This window comes from Streptomyces hirsutus, from assembly GCF_001418415.1.
GTDB classification, from domain to species: domain Bacteria; phylum Actinomycetota; class Actinomycetes; order Streptomycetales; family Streptomycetaceae; genus Streptomyces; species Streptomyces hirsutus.
Map to the genome: position 1 here is coordinate 1 of NZ_LIQT01000525.1, position 14,587 is coordinate 14,587.

Below are 14,587 nucleotides of genomic sequence, written 5' to 3' on the forward strand. Positions count from 1 at the left end.
CGGCTGGACCGTGACGGTCGCCGTGCCGTCTGCGGAACTGTCGAGCGTGCCGCCCCACACCTGGGTCAGCCGCGCGCCGTCGGCCGGTGCGACCGTCACGGTCCAGCCGGTGAGCGCGACGGTGGAGGTGTTCCGTACCGTCACCTCGGCCTGGTAGCCACCCGGCCAGGCCGAACCGGCCCGGAACGACGCGGTGCAGGTGGCGTCGTCACCGGGGTCGCCCGGATCACCGGGATCACCTGGGACGCCCTGATCGAGAACGTCTGCCAGGGCCGGGTACCAGCGGGCGGCGATCTTCTCGTTGCCGGCGTCGCCCGGGTGCACGCCGTCATAGGTGTCGGTGGCGGTGTCGAAGCCCGTCCACTGGTCGACCACGGTCACCGGGGAACGGGTGGTGCTCGTCTCCGCGGCCCACCCGGGAATCCGCGCGTTGAAGTCGGCGACGCGCTGGGCGCAGCCGGTGCAGCCGGCGGGGTTCATCGGGATGATCTGGGCGACCAGGAGCTGCGTGTCCGGGTTCGCCGCCCGCATCTGAGACACCAGCTTGGTGTAGGCGGCGAGGATGCGGTCGGGGGAGACGCTGCTCCAGACGTCGTTCGTACCGAAGTGCATGACAACGATGTCCGGTCGGGTCGCCGCCAGCCGTCCGGGCAGCAGGTCCTGGTCGGCGAGGTTGGTCACCAGCTCGCCGCCATGACCCTCGTTGTCGCCGTCGTACGCCACGCCGCAGCCCTGGCCGGGCAGGGTGCCGACGAAGTCGATGTCCGTATGGCCGGCGTCCAGCAACCGGTTCCACAGCAGGGCCCGCCAGCAGCCCGGTGAGCCGGTGATCGAGTCGCCCAGCGGCATGACGCGGACGGGGGTCGCGTCCGGCGCGGCGGCCGCGCGGGGTGCGAAGGGGGGAGTGAGGGTGAGGCCGAGCGGGAGGAGCAGAGCGGTCAGTGCGAGGAGAACCCGTAGCGGTAAGTGATCGATGACGCGCATGGCGTTCCCTTCCCTAGGTAATGTGGGAGCGCTCCCATGAAAGTATCAAGCCACCCTTGTCGGTTACGCGTCAAGAGGTTGGAGCGAGGGAGCGCCGGGGGTGGTGGTGTCCGTACGGTCGGCCCGGTGGTGTGCGTGCGGTCGCTCCGCCGGGTGCCGTGCGGTTGGTCCCTCACGGTTTCCCTGTGCCTCATGGGCGTGGCGCACCTGTGCGCCACGCCCATGGCATGCCCTCAAGGAGAACTCCGTGACCGGGATCAGTGCTCGGCGCGCCGGCGGGTCACCACCTTCTTCAGCAGCGGCCAGGCCAGCAGCAGCACGATGATCGCGTACACGGTGACCGAGAAGGGTGTGTTGACCAGGCCCGAGACGCTGCCGTCACTGATCTGCAGGGCGCGGCGGAGCTGTTGCTCGGCGGCCGGGCCGAGGATGACGGCGATGATGGCGGGCAGGACCGGCAGGCCGTATCGCCGCATACCGAAGCCGATCAGACCGATGATCAGCAAGGTCACCAGATCGATCACCTCGCCACCGACCGCGTACGCGCCGATCGCCGCGAAGAACAGGATCCCGGCGTAGAGGTACGGCCGCGGGATGTGCAGCAGCTTCGCCCACACCGGTGCCAGGGGCAGGTTGAGGGCGAGCAGCAGCACCATGCCGACGAACAGCGAGGCGATGAGACCCCACACCAGGTCGGGCTCCCGTTCGAAGAGCAGCGGGCCCGGCTGAATGCCGTACTGCTGGAAAGCGGCCAGCATCACCGCCGCGACCGCGGTGGTCGGCAGACCCAGCGTCAGCATGGACACCAGCGTGCCGGCCGCCGAGGCGGACGCCGCCGACTCCGGCCCCGCCACGCCCTCGATGGCGCCCTTGCCCCACTCGTCCTTGTGCTTGGACAGCCGTTTTTCCGTGACGTACGACAGGAAGGTCGGGATCTCCGCGCCACCCGCCGGGATCGCGCCGAACGGGAAGCCGATGAACGGGCCGCGCGCCCAGGACTTCCACGTGCGCCGCACGTCGTCGCGGCCCAGCCACGGCCGGCCCACCGGAATCGGCTCGGGCGGCCTGCGCCGCAGATGCGCGGCGACCCACAGCGCCTCGCCGATGGCGAACAGGCCCACCGCGACGATCACCACGTCGATGCCGTCGGCCAGCTGGAGGGAGCCGAAGGTCAGCCGCTGCTGGCCGGTCATCTGGTCCAGGCCCACCAGACCGATGGTCAGGCCGATCAGCAGCGAGGCCAGCCCCCGGATCCGCGAGGAACCCAGCACCGACGTCACGGCGATGAACGCCAGCACCATGATGGCGAGGTAGTCCGGAGCTCCGATGTCCACGGCGAGTTCGGCGACCGCAGGCGCCAGCGCGACCAGCAGAACCGTGCCGATCATGCCGCCCGCGAAGTGGCCGATCGCGGCGGCCGCCAGCGCCTGCGCGCCACGACCCGACTTGGCCATGGGGTTGCCTTCCATGGCCGCGACCACGGCGGCGCTCTCCCCCGGTGTGTTCAGCAGGATCGAGGTGGTCGAACCGCCGAACATCGCGCCGTAGTAGATCCCCGCGAACATGATGAACGCGCCGATCGGGTCGAGGCCGTACGTCACCGGCAGCAGCAACGCCACCGCCATCGCCGGGCCGATGCCGGGCAGTACACCGATCGCGGTGCCCAGCAGCACACCGATCGCGGCCCACAGCAGGTTGATCGGGGTCAGGGCGGTACCGAAGCCGTCCATGAGGGAGGTGAGGGCGTTCACGTCACAGCACTCCCATCAGCGGACCACCGGGCAGCGGCACTCCGAGCAGGTTGTTGAACACGGTGTAGGCGACGAGGGAGACGACCGCGGCGATCAGCGGGTCGCGGTCGAATCTGCGGCTGCCCAGGGCGAAGGCCGCCCCCCAGAAGAGCAGCGCGCCGGCGACGGGGAAGCCGAGCGGTTCGATGAGCACGGCCGAACCGAGGAACACCCCGGTGAGCAGCAGCACCGTGCGCCAGTCGGCGGGTTCGGACAGGTCGACGTCCTCGCCGGTCTCGGCCTGGCCCCGCCCGCCGCGCACCACGTCCACCGCGAGCAGGGCGGCGACGACGAGGAGTCCGGCGCCGACCACGACGGGTACCGTCTTCGGTCCGACGGGGCCGCGCTGGGCGATGTCGACGTCCATGGTGAGGGCGTCGGTCAGGACGAGCACACCGAGCATCAACAGCAGTACGCACACACCGAGTTCGGAGTGGTCACGCAACCAGGAGCGCCGTTCGGCGGGCGCGGGGGACAGGTCGGTGGTCGGTGTCGTCACAGTCCGAGCTCCTTCAGAACGGACACCACGCGCTTGTCCTCGGCGTCCAGGAAGTCGCCGAACTCCTCACCCGTCAGGAAGGCGTCGTCCCAGCCGTTCTGCTTCATGGACGCGCGCCATTCCTCCGAGTCGTGCAACTCCTCGATCAGAGCGATGAGTTGGTCGCGCTCGGCATCGGTCAGACCGGGAGGGGCCACGATGCCCCGCCAGTTGGTGAAATTCACGTCGTATCCCGCCTCCTGCAGGGTGGGCGCGTCCAGCCCGGGGACCCGCTCCGGTCCGGTGACCGCGAGCAGGCGCAGCTCGCCCGCCTTGATCTGGTCGAGGTACTCGCCCACGCCGGACACGCCGAACCCGACCTTGTTGCCGAGAATCGAGGCGAGCAGTTCACCGCCGCCGTCGAACGGGATGTAGTTGACCTGCTTCGGGGCGATCCCGGCGGCACGCGCCATCAGCATCGGCGCGAGATGGTCGGGCCCACCGGGCGAGGAACCGCCGCCCACCGGCACCTTGCCGGGGTTCTCCTTCCAGGCGCCGATCAGGTCGTCGATCGTCTTGTACGGGGAGTTCCTGGCGACCACGACGACGTCCTGCTCCTCGGTGAGCCGGGCGACGGGGGTGGTGTCGGCGAGGGTCTTCGGCGCGTCGTTGGACCGGACGGCGCCGACGACACCGAGGCCCATCGACATGGCGAGCTTGCCGTTGCCGTGCTCGCTCACCAGCCTGCTGAGACCGACGGTGCCGCCGGCGCCGGGCAGGTTGAACACCTCGATGTTGTGGGTGAGCCCGGCGTCCTCGGCGTTCTTCGCGGCCGTACGGGCCGTGATGTCGTAGCCGCCGCCGGGTGTGTTGGGAACCATGAAGCGCAGGCCCGGGATCTGTGTGCCGGTCTCGGTGCCGCTGCCGGTCGTGAGCAGCGGCGGACCCACGAGCACCAGCACGGCGGCCCCGAGCAGGGCGAGGGGGGTGCGCAGGCGCACGAATGCCACCACCTGTCGGTCGATCGTCTGGGGGTCACGCAGAGCCCTGTGGGGGCGGGTGACGTGCGCCACATGGTGCACGCGCGCCGCCCGGCTGTCTCGCTTGCGGAACCAACGGAGGTTTTGGTCATTGCGTCAGCGCCTCATTGCCTCAGCGCTTCAGCACGCCAGCGGCCCATTGCGCGGGCACGTCGCCGGGCGCTCCGGTGTCCGCCTCCGCACGTTCACCCGGGCCCATCCCTTCCCGAGAGACACAGGTGGGCGCCATGATGGGGCGCCCGCCACCTGCGCCGCGCCTCGTCGTGCCCGCCGGGGCGTGGGCGCGTCGCCGACCGGAGAGTCCGTCGGCAGGGAGAGTCCGTCGGCCGGCGGGCCCGCCGACAGGAGAGATCGAGTACGTCGTGGCCGTCACCTTCCGTCGTCAGACCCTCGCGGGCGAGATGCTGGTGCTCCAACTCGCCATCGTCGTGATGGTGCTGCTGGCGGTCGCCGCGGTTTCCCTGGCGCAGTCGGAGGCGACCTTCAACCGGGTCGAGGGCCGCCGGGTCGGCGCGCTCGCCGAACAACTGGCCGCGAACCCGCTGGTGCGCAGCAGGCTGGTGCGACCGGTGCCCGGGGAGGCCCTGGCCGCGCTGGTGAACTCCACCCAGACCCAGTCCGGGGTCACCTCGGTGACCGTGGCCGGCCCGGACGGCCGGATCGTCGCCTCCACGAACCCCACGGTGATCGGCGACCGGCTGCCTCCGGGCGAGGGCGCCGTGCGCGGTCGCGGCTGGTCGGGCCCGCTGACGCTCGACGGCAGCCGTGAGCGGGTCGCCCAGGTGCCGGTCCTCGGCGCGACCCAGGACAATCTGGGGCGCCACCTCGGCACGGTGATGATCGGCACGGCCGACCCGACGGTGTGGCAGCGACTCAGCGGCGCCTCCTCGTATCTGCTGGCCTACCTGGGTATCGCCAGCGGGCTCGGGGTGGCCGGCTCCTGGCTGCTCGCGCGACGCGTCAAGCGGCAGACCCTCGGCCTCGAGCCGCGCGAGATCGCGGGACTCGCCGAACACCGTGAAGCCATGCTGTACGGCATCGCCGAGGGCGTGATCGCCCTTGACCCGCAGCACCGGCTCACCCTGGTCAACGAGATGGGCCGCCGTCTGCTGGCCCTGCCCGAGGACTGCGTGGGCCAGAGCCTGGACGCCCTCGGCATCGACGGGCGGCTGCGGGACGTGCTCGCCGGGACGCAGCACGAAGCGGGGAGCCGGCCATCGCACCGGATCGACCGGACGCGGGAGCAGGGCGGTGACCGGTCGCAGGACCGGGAGGGTGACCGGCCGCGGCCCCGAGCGGGTGACCGGCCGCCGCACGAGGCGGGCCGGCGACGCGACGAGGTCGTCGTCCGGAACGGCCGGGTGCTGGTGATGAACCGGATGACCGTCACCAAGGACGGGCGCTCCCTCGGCTCGGTCACCACCCTGCGGGACCGCACCGAACTCGCCCGGCTGGAACGGGAGATCGGTTCCTTCCGCAGCTCCTCCGAACTGCTGCGCGCCCAGGCCCACGAGTTCGCCAACCAACTGCACACGATCTCCGGGCTCATCCAGATCGGTGAACAGGACGAGGTCGTGCGCTACGTCCGGGCCCTGAGCCGGCGCCGCCAGTCCCTCGACGTCACGCTGAGCCGGCGGGTGCGGGACACCGCCCTCGCCGCCCTGCTGACGGCGAAGGCCTCGCTCGCCGCCGAACGCAGGGTGAGCCTGCGCATCTCCGAGAGCACCGCCCTGGACCGGCTCGCCCCCGAGGACGCCGCCGACGTGGCGACGGTCGTGGGCAACCTCGTGGACAACGCGGTGGACGCGGCGGCGGCCACCGCGGGTGACCCCGGGACCGGGGCCGGGGACGACGGGCATGGGGCCTGGGTCGAGGTCGAGCTGCGCCACGACGCCGCCAGCGTGGAGATCGTCGTGCGCGACTCCGGCCCCGGTGTCGCCCCCGAGCTGGCCCGTGAGGTCTTTCAGCACGGCTTCACCACCAAGGCCGCCCAGGAGGGCGAGCGCGGTATCGGCCTGGCGCTCACCCGCCTCGTCTGCGAACGTCACGGCGGTGAGATCTCGGTGACCAACACCCCGGAGGGGGCGATGTTCACCGCCCGCATGACCGTCAGCCACCTCGCCGACGCGGTGGCGGAAGGAGCCGGCCGATGACCAGCACATATGGCGAGTACGCGGAATCCGCGGGCGCCGACGCGATCGACGTGCTCGTGGTCGACGACGACTTCATGGTGGCCCGGGTGCACCGCGCCTTCGTCGAACGCGTCGAGGGATTCCGGGTCGTCGGCGTCGCCGGCACCGGCGAGCAGGCGGTCGCCGCGGTGGACGGACTCCGTCCCGATCTGGTCCTGCTCGACCTGTATCTGCCGGACCTGTTCGGCCTCGACGTGATTCCCCGGCTGCGCAGCGCCGGACACGACTGCGACGTGATGGTCATCAGCGCCGCGCGGGAGGCCGGCACGGTGCGCGGTGCGGTCCGCCAGGGGGTCGTCGACTATCTGCTGAAGCCGTTCGAGTCCGAGGACCTGAGGGCACGACTGGAGCGGTACGCCGTCCGGCGCGGCCGGCTGCTCGGCGCGGTCGTGCGGGGCCAGGCCGATGTCGACCGGGTCCTGGCCGGAGCGCCGGTACCGGTGACCACGGCGCCGGCGTTGCCCAAGGGCATGAGCGTGGAGACCGCCGAACTCGTCGAGCGCGTCCTGCGCGAGGCCGACGGCACGCTGTCGGCCACCGAGTGCGCCGCTCTCACCGGTGTCTCCAGGGTCAGCGCCCGCCGTTATCTGGAGCACTTCCACACCGTGGGCAGGGCCGAGGTCTCCCTGCGGTACGGGGCGGCAGGGCGGCCGGAACGCCGCTACCGGTTCCTGGGACCGCCGGAGGGCCGGCCCGGCCGGGGGACCCGGCGGCAGCCCGCACCGCAGCCCGCACCGCAGATCGACGGGCAGGCCGACGGGCAGGCCGGGGACCAGGCCGACGGGCTCCGCTCGGGCGGCGGGGCGCGGGCGTAGAGGTACGGGCCGGCGCCCCGGCCCGGCCTCGTGCGGGGCGAACCCGCCCACGGCGCGGGGTTGTCCCCGCCCGCACCCGGATCTAGGGTCGAGCAGCGGATGCAAGCGCTTTCTAAAGGCTCGGCGAGGACTTTCCGGGAGCCCGTCGGCAGCGTGGGCCCGCCGACCGTCCGGAGGAGTGCCGATGTCCCTGCCCCCTGTCCGCCGCCGCGTCGCCGTCGTAGGCACCGGCGCCATCGTCGCCGACAGCCACCTGCCGGCGCTGCGGGCCCACATCGACCGCACCGAACTCGTGGCCGCCGTCGATGTGGACCCGGACAGGCTCGACGCCTTCCGCGAACTGGCCGGCGGGCAGGTCGCCGGGTACGCCTCGGTGGAGGTGATGCTCGATGCCGTACGCCCCGACCTGGTGCTGATCGGAACACCGCCGTCGCTGCACCGGGAGCAGACGGTGGCCTCGCTCCGGGCCGGAGCCTGGGCGCTGTGCGAGAAGCCGCTGTGCCTGTCGCTCGCCGAGTACGACGAGATCGCGGCGGCGGAGGCGGCGTCGGGCGCGTACGCCTCCGTGATCTTCCAGCACCGCTACGGTTCGGGCTCCGTCCATGCCCGGGAACTGATCGCGAGCGGTGCGCTGGGCACCCCGCTGGTCGCGCACTGCCAGACCACCTGGCACCGGGACGTCGCGTACTACGCCGTCCCCTGGCGCGGGCGGTGGGCCACCGAGGGCGGCGGGCCGACGATGGGGCACGGCATCCACCAGTACGACCTGCTGCTCCATCTCCTCGGCCCGTGGGAGGAGATACGGGCCATGGCGGGCCGGCTCGTCCACGACACCGAGAGCGAGGACGTCTCCACCGCCCTGGTCCGCTTCCGCGGCGGCGCCCTCGCCACCGTCGTCAACAGCGTGCTCTCGCCGGACGAGGTGAGCCGCGTCCGCGTGGACTGCGCCGACGCCACGGTCGAGCTCACCCACCTGTACGGACACCGCAACGACGACTGGTCGTACACCCCGGCGCGGCACGTCCCCGCCGCACGCGCTGCTGCCTGGCGCACCCCGCCGCCCGACGTACCCAGCTCGCACACGGCCCAGCTCGGCGCACTCCTCGACGCCTACGACGCCGGGGTCCGGCCGCCGGGCAGCGGTCAAGAAGCCCGGGACACCCTCGAGTTCGCCGCCGCCCTGTACAAGTCCGCGTTCACCGGCCGCCCGGTACGGGCCGGCGAGATCGCGGTCGGCGACCCCTTCCACACGGCCATGCACGGCGGCCACCCCGACTGGGCTCCGAAGGAGCACGCATGAGCGCCCGCGCCGAGCATGCCGAGCGTGTCCCCCGCGGTCTCCGCGCCGGTCACCTCGCGGTGAGGCCGTCCCGCGGTGAAGCCGGCACGGTCACTTCCGCAAGCGGCACGGAGATCCTGCGCCACGTCCACCACCGCGACTCCGAGGCCTTCGAGTCCCGCAAGTCGTACGGGTGAACGACTGAACGACCGGACCTTTGGCGGCAGCCCCTGGGGCGCACGCCGGTCACCGCCCCCGCAGCGGCCTGGAGTTCCCGTACGAGTGGGGGAGACGGGCCGATGCCACGGCGAGGGCGGTGGCCGCGCTCGCGATGCCCAGAACCGCGCCGGCGGCGACATCACCCGGGTAGTGCACGCCCGTATGGATGCGTGAGTAGCCGACCGCGCCGGCCAGTGCGCCGAGCGGGACGGAGGCGGCGGGCAGGACCGTACCGACGGCGGTGGCGAAAGCGACCGCCGACGCGGTGTGCCCGGACGGGAAGGAGGCCGATGTCGGCATCGGAACGTGCCGGTCCACGGTCACCCGGGCGGCCTCCCGGTCCGGCCGGTCCCTGCGGACGAGGCGCTTGCCGAGGATGTTGGCCGACGCCGACGCCACCGCTATGGCCCCGACCCCGACGAGCGCGGCCCGGCGCGACCGCGACCCGCCCAGGGCGAGGGCACCGGCGACGGCGAACGAGATCTTCGAGTGGTCGGCGGCGTGCGAGAGACGGCGCAGCGCCCGGTCGAGGGTGGGAGTGGGAGTGGCGGCCACCGCCGCGTACAGGGCGCCGTCGACGGACCTGAGATCACTGAGGACGGCGGACACCACCCGGCGGAGGCCGTCGGCAGGGGGCACAGGCGTCGTGAGCGGGCGGGCTCCGCCCTGGTCGGTGGTGGTCGGCTCGCTCATTCGTCTCTCCCGCGGTGGTGTGGTGGAGCAGGGTCCGCGCGTCCGGGCCCGCTGGGCACACCCGCACCGCGGACCGGGAATCACCAGGTGCCCACGGTACGCGTGGTCAGCCCCGTACGTGCGCGCACCCCTGCCGCCACCCGCGCCGCCACGCCCGGCGACCGCGCCGCACCGGCCTGCCCGGAGCGGCGCGGCCAGGCGCCGTACGGCCGTACGTGCGAGCTTCCGGACGCGGCCGTACGGGGGACCCGCCCGGAACCGGCCGTACGGGATGCCGGCGCCCGCCCGGGTTCCCCCGGTACGCCGCTCGCCCCCCGACGGCAGTGTCCCGTCAGCCCGCCCGGAAGGTACGCAGGCGGAGGGAGTTGCCCACCACGAAGACTGAGGAGAAGGCCATCGCCGCTCCCGCGATCATCGGGTTGAGCAGTCCGGCCGCGGCCAGCGGCAGCGCGGCGACGTTGTAGCCGAAGGCCCAGACGAGATTGCCCTTGATGGTGGCGAGGGTGCGGCGGGACAGCCGGATCGCGTCCGCGGCGGCCCGCAGGTCGCCCCGTACGAGGGTCAGGTCGCCGGCCTCGATCGCCGCGTCCGTGCCGGTGCCCATGGCCAGCCCGAGGTCGGCCTGGGCCAGCGCGGCGGCGTCGTTGACCCCGTCACCGACCATCGCGACCGAACGGCCCTCCGCCTGAAGGCGCTTGATCACCTCCACCTTCTCCTGCGGCAGGACCTCCGGGACGACGTCCTCCGGCGCGATCCCGACCTCGTGGGCGACGGACCGGGCCACCGCCTCGTTGTCACCGGTCAGCAGGAAGGGCCGCAGCCCGAGCGCGCGCAGCCGGCGTACCGCCTCGGGGCTGGTCTCCTTCACGGCGTCGGCGATCTCCAGCACCGCACGCGCCTCGCCGTCCCAGGCCACCAGGACGGCGGTGCGCCCGGCCGCCTCGGCGGCCTCCCGGGCCCGGCCCAGGCCCGCCGACGGCTTCATCTCCCACTCCTCCAGCAGCCGCTCCCGGCCGACGAGCACCGCGTGGCCGTCCACGACTCCCTGGACGCCGAGTCCCGGAACGTTGGCGAAGTCGTCCGGAGCGGGCAGGGCGCCCAGCTTCTCCAGCGCCCCGTCGGCGACGGCACGGGCGATCGGGTGCTCGGAGGCGTGCTCCAACGCGCCTGCCAGCCGCAGAACTTCGGACTCGTCGGTGCCCGCGACCGGGTGCACGGCCAGCAGGGTCATCCGGCCGGTGGTGACCGTGCCGGTCTTGTCGAGGACGACGGTGTCGACGCGGCGGGTGGACTCCAGGACCTCGGGGCCCTTGATGAGGATGCCGAGTTGCGCGCCGCGTCCGGTGCCCACCATGAGCGCGGTCGGGGTGGCCAGCCCGAGGGCGCACGGGCAGGCGATGATCAGCACCGCGACGGCCGCGGTGAAGGCGGCGGTGAGTCCGGCACCGTTGCCCAGCCAGAAGCCCAGCGTGCCCAGCGCCAGCGCGATCACCGCCGGCACGAAGACCGCGGAGATCCGGTCCGCGAGCCGCTGCGCCGAGGCCTTCCCGTTCTGCGCGTCCTCCACCAGCCGTGCCATCCTGGCCAGTTGGGTGTCGGAGCCGACCCGGGTGGCCTCCACGACAAGACGTCCGCCCGCGTTCAGGGTGGCCCCGGTGACCGCGTCCCCGGCACCCACTTCGACGGGGACGGACTCGCCGGTGAGCAGGGAGGCGTCCACCGCCGAGGTGCCCTCGAGGACGGTACCGTCGGTCGCGACCTTCTCGCCCGGACGCACCAGGAAACGGTCGCCCACCGTCAACTCCCCGACGGGAACCTTCTCTTCGCGTCCGTCCGGGCGCAGCACGGTGACGTCCTTCGCGCCCAGGTCCAGCAGCGCCCGCAGCGCCGCACCCGCCTTCCGCTTGGCGCGCGCCTCGAAGTACCGCCCGGCCAGGAGGAACGCGGTGACACCCGCGGCGGCCTCCAGATAGATGTTCCCGGCGCCGTCCGAACGGGTGATGGTCAGCTCGAAGGGGTGGGTCATGCCCGGGGTGCCCGCGGTGCCGAAGAAGAGCGCCCACAGTGACCACAGGAACGCCGCCGAGGTGCCCACCGAGATCAGCGTGTCCATGGTGGCCGCGCCGTGCCGCGCGTTGGTGAGGGCGGCCCGGTGGAAGGGCCACGCCGCGTAGGTCACGACGGGTGCCGCGAGCGTCAGGGACAGCCACTGCCAGTACTCGAACTGCAGGGCCGGGACCATCGCCATCGCCACGACGGGCACCGACAGCACCACGGCCGTGACCAGGCGTTCCCGCAGTGAACGGAGTTCGTCGGGGGCGTCCGGGGCCGGAGCGTCCTCGCCTGCAGGCGGCGCGGGCTCCTGTGCCGTGTAGCCGGTCGCCTCCACGGTGGCGATCAGGTCCTGCACGGTGACGCCTTCGCGGTGCGACACCCGGGCCTTCTCGGTGGCGTAGTTGACGGTGGCGGTGACCCCGTCCATCCGGTTGAGCTTCTTCTCGACCCGCGCCGCGCACGATGCGCAGGTCATCCCGCCGATGACCAGCTCCACCTGTCCCTCGGCGGCCCCGGCCCCGGTCTCTTCACCGGGGCCGGCTGTATGGACGGTCATGAGCGCTCCTGAGGACGAGGGCCGACCGGGACGTATCCGACGGTGGCCGCGGTATACGGGCCGGGGGTATCCCCTCCCGCATGTTCAGATATACCCCCCGGAGGTATATGATTCAAGGGTCGTCCGACCTTGACTCGATACCCCCTAGGGGTATCTTGAGGTGTGTGAACACCGACCCGGAGCCGGGCCGGACGCGCTGTTCCCGAGGAGAGACGGCCATGCAGACCGGACTGAAGATCACCGCATTCGCCGCAGCCCTGGCCGCTGCCTTCGGCGCGGCGTACGGCGTCGGCCAGGGGCTGGACCCGGTCGTCAAGGACGGTGCACCCGCCTCCGCGCACGACGAGCAGCACGCCCCCGGGGCATCCGCGCCGCACGAGCAGGACGGCCACGGCGGGCACGAGACCACCCCGGCGGGAGGCCTGCAGGTCTCGGAGAACGGCTACACCCTCGACCTGAGGACCCCGAGGGTCGAGGCCGGCCACCGGACCGACCTGCGATTCGCCGTCCGGGACGAGAGGGGGCGGGCGGTCACCGAGTACCAGCGCGAGCACGACAAGGAACTCCATCTCATCGTGGCCTCGCGCGACCTGCTCACCTACCGCCATCTGCACCCCGCGCGCGCCGCCGACGGCACCTGGAGCACTCCGGTCGACCTGCCGAAGGCGGGCGGCTACCGGGTCTTCGCCGACTTCACGCCGGCGAAGAAGGGTGCCGGGAACATCACCCTCGGCGCGGATCTCGCCGCCTCCGGCCCCTACCGGCCGCAGCAGCTGCCCGCACCCCGCGACACGGCCCGCGTCGACGGCTACGAGGTCCGGCTGGACGGGACACTGCGGTCGGGGCGGGGGACCGAACTGAACCTGACCGTCTCCCGCGACGGCAAGCCGGTCACCGACCTCCAGCCCTACCTCGGCGCCTACGGCCACCTGGTGGCCCTGCGCTCCGGGGACCTCGCCTATCTGCACGTCCACCCGAGCGGCGAACCCGGCGACGGCAGGACCGAGCCCGGCCCGACGGTCTCGTTCGCGGCCACGGCGCCCAGCGTCGGCAGCTACCGGCTGTTCCTGGACTTCAAGCACGACGGAGTCGTCCGCACCGCGGCGTTCACGCTCCGGGCGGGCACACAGCCGGGGGCGGAAGCGGGAACGGACACGGAAGCGAGGACTCCCGCACCGGACGCACCGGACGCACCGGACGCCGGCACCTCGGATCATCCCGGCGACGACGGCCGAGGAGCAGGCCACGGCCACTGAACCTCAGCCCAGGGCGCGGTCCAGATTGAACGCGGCGCTGATCAGCGAGAGATGCGTGAACGCCTGCGGAAAGTTGCCCTGCTGTTCCCCGCTGTGGCTGATCTCCTCGGCGTACAGGCCGAGATGGTTGGCGTACGTCAGCATCTTCTCGAAGGCGAGGGACGCCTCGTCGAGCCGGCCGGCCCGGGTCAGCGCCTCGACGTACCAGAACGTGCAGATGGAGAACGTGCCCTCGCCGCCGTGCAGGCCGTCCGGGCTCGTCCGTGGGTCGTACCGGTAGACCAGGGAGTCCGACACCAGGTCCTCGGTGAGGGAGTCCAGGGTGGACAGCCACTTCGGGTCGGTCGGCGCGATGAACTTCGCCAGCGGCATCATCAGTACCGCCGCATCCAGCACGTCGCCCTCCTCGTGCTGCACGAAGGCCCGGCGCTTGTCGGACCAGCCATGGCTCATGATCCGCCGGTAGACGCTGTCGCGGCTCGCCTGCCAGTGGGGGAGGTCGGCGGGCAGCCCGCGCCGATGGGCCATGCGGATGGCCCGCTCGATCGCCACCCAGCACATCAGCCGTGAGTAGAGGAATTTCTTGCGCCCGCCGCGCGTCTCCCAGATCCCCTCGTCGGGCTGGTCCCAGTGCGCGCACACCCAGTCCACCAGCGCGCACACACGGTCCCACTGCTCGCTGGAAACCGGCTCGGCCCATTTGTCGTACAGGTAGACCGAGTCGATCAACGCCCCGTAGATGTCGAGTTGCAACTGGTCGGACGCCGCGTTGCCGACCCGCACCGGTGCCGAGCCCCGGTACCCCTCCAGATGTCCGAGCTCGCGCTCGGACAGGTCGGTGCGGCCGTCGATGCCGTACATGATCTGCAGAGGGCCGGAGGGGCGGTCGGTACCCGGGCTGACGTGCCGGGACACGAACCCCATGAACGCCGCGGCCTCCTCGGAGAAGCCCAGCCGCAGCAGCGCGTATACGCAGAAAGCCGCGTCCCGCACCCACACGTACCGGTAGTCCCAGTTGCGCTCCCCGCCGAGCTCCTCCGGCAGACTCGTCGTGGGTGCCGCCACGATCGCCCCGGTCGGCGCGTAGGTGAGCAGCTTCAGGGTGAGGGCGGAGCGGTGCACCATCTCCCGCCAGCGGCCGCGGTAGCGCGAGGAGGACAGCCAGCGCCGCCAGTACCGCACGGTCTCACCGAACTGCTCCTCCGCCTCCCGCTGCGCGCAGCGGCGGGG

The 14,587-nt window shown here is 72.3% G+C and carries 12 protein-coding genes; 5 read left to right on the plus strand and 7 right to left on the minus strand.

Features of this window, described 5'->3' with window-relative positions; genetic code table 11:
- From AOK11_RS33155 to AOK11_RS33170, 4 genes are all read right to left on the minus strand, one after another.
- The coding region (locus AOK11_RS33155; RefSeq protein WP_055597379.1) for a GDSL-type esterase/lipase family protein at positions 1 to 984 on the minus strand (984 nt) is incomplete at its 3' end.
- A 257-nt stretch (positions 985 to 1,241) separates the two neighbouring features.
- Positions 1,242 to 2,735, minus strand: coding sequence for a tripartite tricarboxylate transporter permease (locus AOK11_RS33160; protein ID WP_055597380.1), 1,494 nt, complete (start codon positions 2,733 to 2,735; stop codon positions 1,242 to 1,244).
- Position 2,736: 1 nt separating this feature from the next.
- Positions 2,737 to 3,273 carry a tripartite tricarboxylate transporter TctB family protein gene (locus AOK11_RS33165; RefSeq protein WP_055597381.1) on the minus strand — a complete coding sequence of 179 codons (537 nt, stop codon included), beginning with the start codon at positions 3,271 to 3,273 and terminating at the stop codon, positions 2,737 to 2,739.
- Positions 3,270 to 4,253, minus strand: coding sequence for a Bug family tripartite tricarboxylate transporter substrate binding protein (locus AOK11_RS33170; protein ID WP_055597388.1), 984 nt, complete (start codon positions 4,251 to 4,253; stop codon positions 3,270 to 3,272). Before AOK11_RS33170 ends, AOK11_RS33165 begins: the two co-directional genes overlap by 4 nt.
- Positions 4,254 to 4,654: 401 nt before the next feature.
- On the opposite strand from AOK11_RS33170, the gene AOK11_RS33175 reads away from it, so the two are divergent.
- The 4 genes from AOK11_RS33175 to AOK11_RS33190 all read left to right on the plus strand — a co-directional run bounded on the left by AOK11_RS33175 (position 4,655) and on the right by AOK11_RS33190 (position 8,775).
- Entirely contained in the window at positions 4,655 to 6,445 is a 1,791-nt protein-coding gene (locus tag AOK11_RS33175; protein ID WP_055597382.1) for a sensor histidine kinase, read from the plus strand.
- The gene (locus AOK11_RS33180; protein WP_079035242.1) at positions 6,442 to 7,299 is read left to right on the plus strand and encodes a response regulator; all 858 of its coding nucleotides are present in this window, start codon (positions 6,442 to 6,444) and stop codon (positions 7,297 to 7,299) included. Before AOK11_RS33175 ends, AOK11_RS33180 begins: the two co-directional genes overlap by 4 nt.
- Positions 7,300 to 7,483: 184 nt before the next feature.
- Positions 7,484 to 8,599: a Gfo/Idh/MocA family protein gene (locus AOK11_RS33185; protein WP_055597383.1), complete on the plus strand. Its 1,116-nt coding sequence runs from the start codon at positions 7,484 to 7,486 to the stop codon at positions 8,597 to 8,599.
- Positions 8,596 to 8,775 carry a hypothetical protein gene (locus AOK11_RS33190; RefSeq protein WP_055597384.1) on the plus strand — a complete coding sequence of 60 codons (180 nt, stop codon included), beginning with the start codon at positions 8,596 to 8,598 and terminating at the stop codon, positions 8,773 to 8,775. Before AOK11_RS33185 ends, AOK11_RS33190 begins: the two co-directional genes overlap by 4 nt.
- A 49-nt stretch (positions 8,776 to 8,824) precedes the next feature.
- On the opposite strand, the gene AOK11_RS33195 is transcribed toward AOK11_RS33190, so the two are convergent.
- Both AOK11_RS33195 and AOK11_RS33200 read right to left on the minus strand, forming a co-directional pair.
- Complete coding sequence (locus AOK11_RS33195; RefSeq protein WP_055597385.1) at positions 8,825 to 9,490, minus strand: phosphatase PAP2 family protein; 666 nt, start codon at positions 9,488 to 9,490, stop codon at positions 8,825 to 8,827.
- A gap of 331 nt (positions 9,491 to 9,821) precedes the next feature.
- Positions 9,822 to 12,101 carry a heavy metal translocating P-type ATPase gene (locus AOK11_RS33200; protein WP_055597386.1) on the minus strand — a complete coding sequence of 760 codons (2,280 nt, stop codon included), beginning with the start codon at positions 12,099 to 12,101 and terminating at the stop codon, positions 9,822 to 9,824.
- A 218-nt stretch (positions 12,102 to 12,319) separates the two neighbouring features.
- Here AOK11_RS33200 and AOK11_RS33205 point away from each other — a divergent pair, with 218 nt between their 5' ends.
- Positions 12,320 to 13,357: a hypothetical protein gene (locus AOK11_RS33205; RefSeq protein ID WP_055597387.1), complete on the plus strand. Its 1,038-nt coding sequence runs from the start codon at positions 12,320 to 12,322 to the stop codon at positions 13,355 to 13,357.
- A gap of 3 nt (positions 13,358 to 13,360) precedes the next feature.
- Here the strand turns inward: AOK11_RS33205 and AOK11_RS33210 are convergent.
- Positions 13,361 to 14,587, minus strand: a 1,227-nt coding sequence (locus AOK11_RS33210) for a glycoside hydrolase family 15 protein (protein ID WP_055597389.1), incomplete at its 5' end; no start/stop codon positions are given.

Coding starts and splice junctions, on each gene's coding strand:
- AOK11_RS33200 (WP_055597386.1), bottom strand. CDS start 12,101: ATGACCGTCCATACAGCCGGCCCCGGTGAAGAGACCGGGGCCGGGGCC.
- AOK11_RS33195 (WP_055597385.1), bottom strand. CDS start 9,490: ATGAGCGAGCCGACCACCACCGACCAGGGCGGAGCCCGCCCGCTCACG.
- AOK11_RS33205 (WP_055597387.1), top strand. CDS start 12,320: ATGCAGACCGGACTGAAGATCACCGCATTCGCCGCAGCCCTGGCCGCT.
- AOK11_RS33180 (WP_079035242.1), top strand. CDS start 6,442: ATGACCAGCACATATGGCGAGTACGCGGAATCCGCGGGCGCCGACGCG.
- AOK11_RS33190 (WP_055597384.1), top strand. CDS start 8,596: ATGAGCGCCCGCGCCGAGCATGCCGAGCGTGTCCCCCGCGGTCTCCGC.
- AOK11_RS33185 (WP_055597383.1), top strand. CDS start 7,484: ATGTCCCTGCCCCCTGTCCGCCGCCGCGTCGCCGTCGTAGGCACCGGC.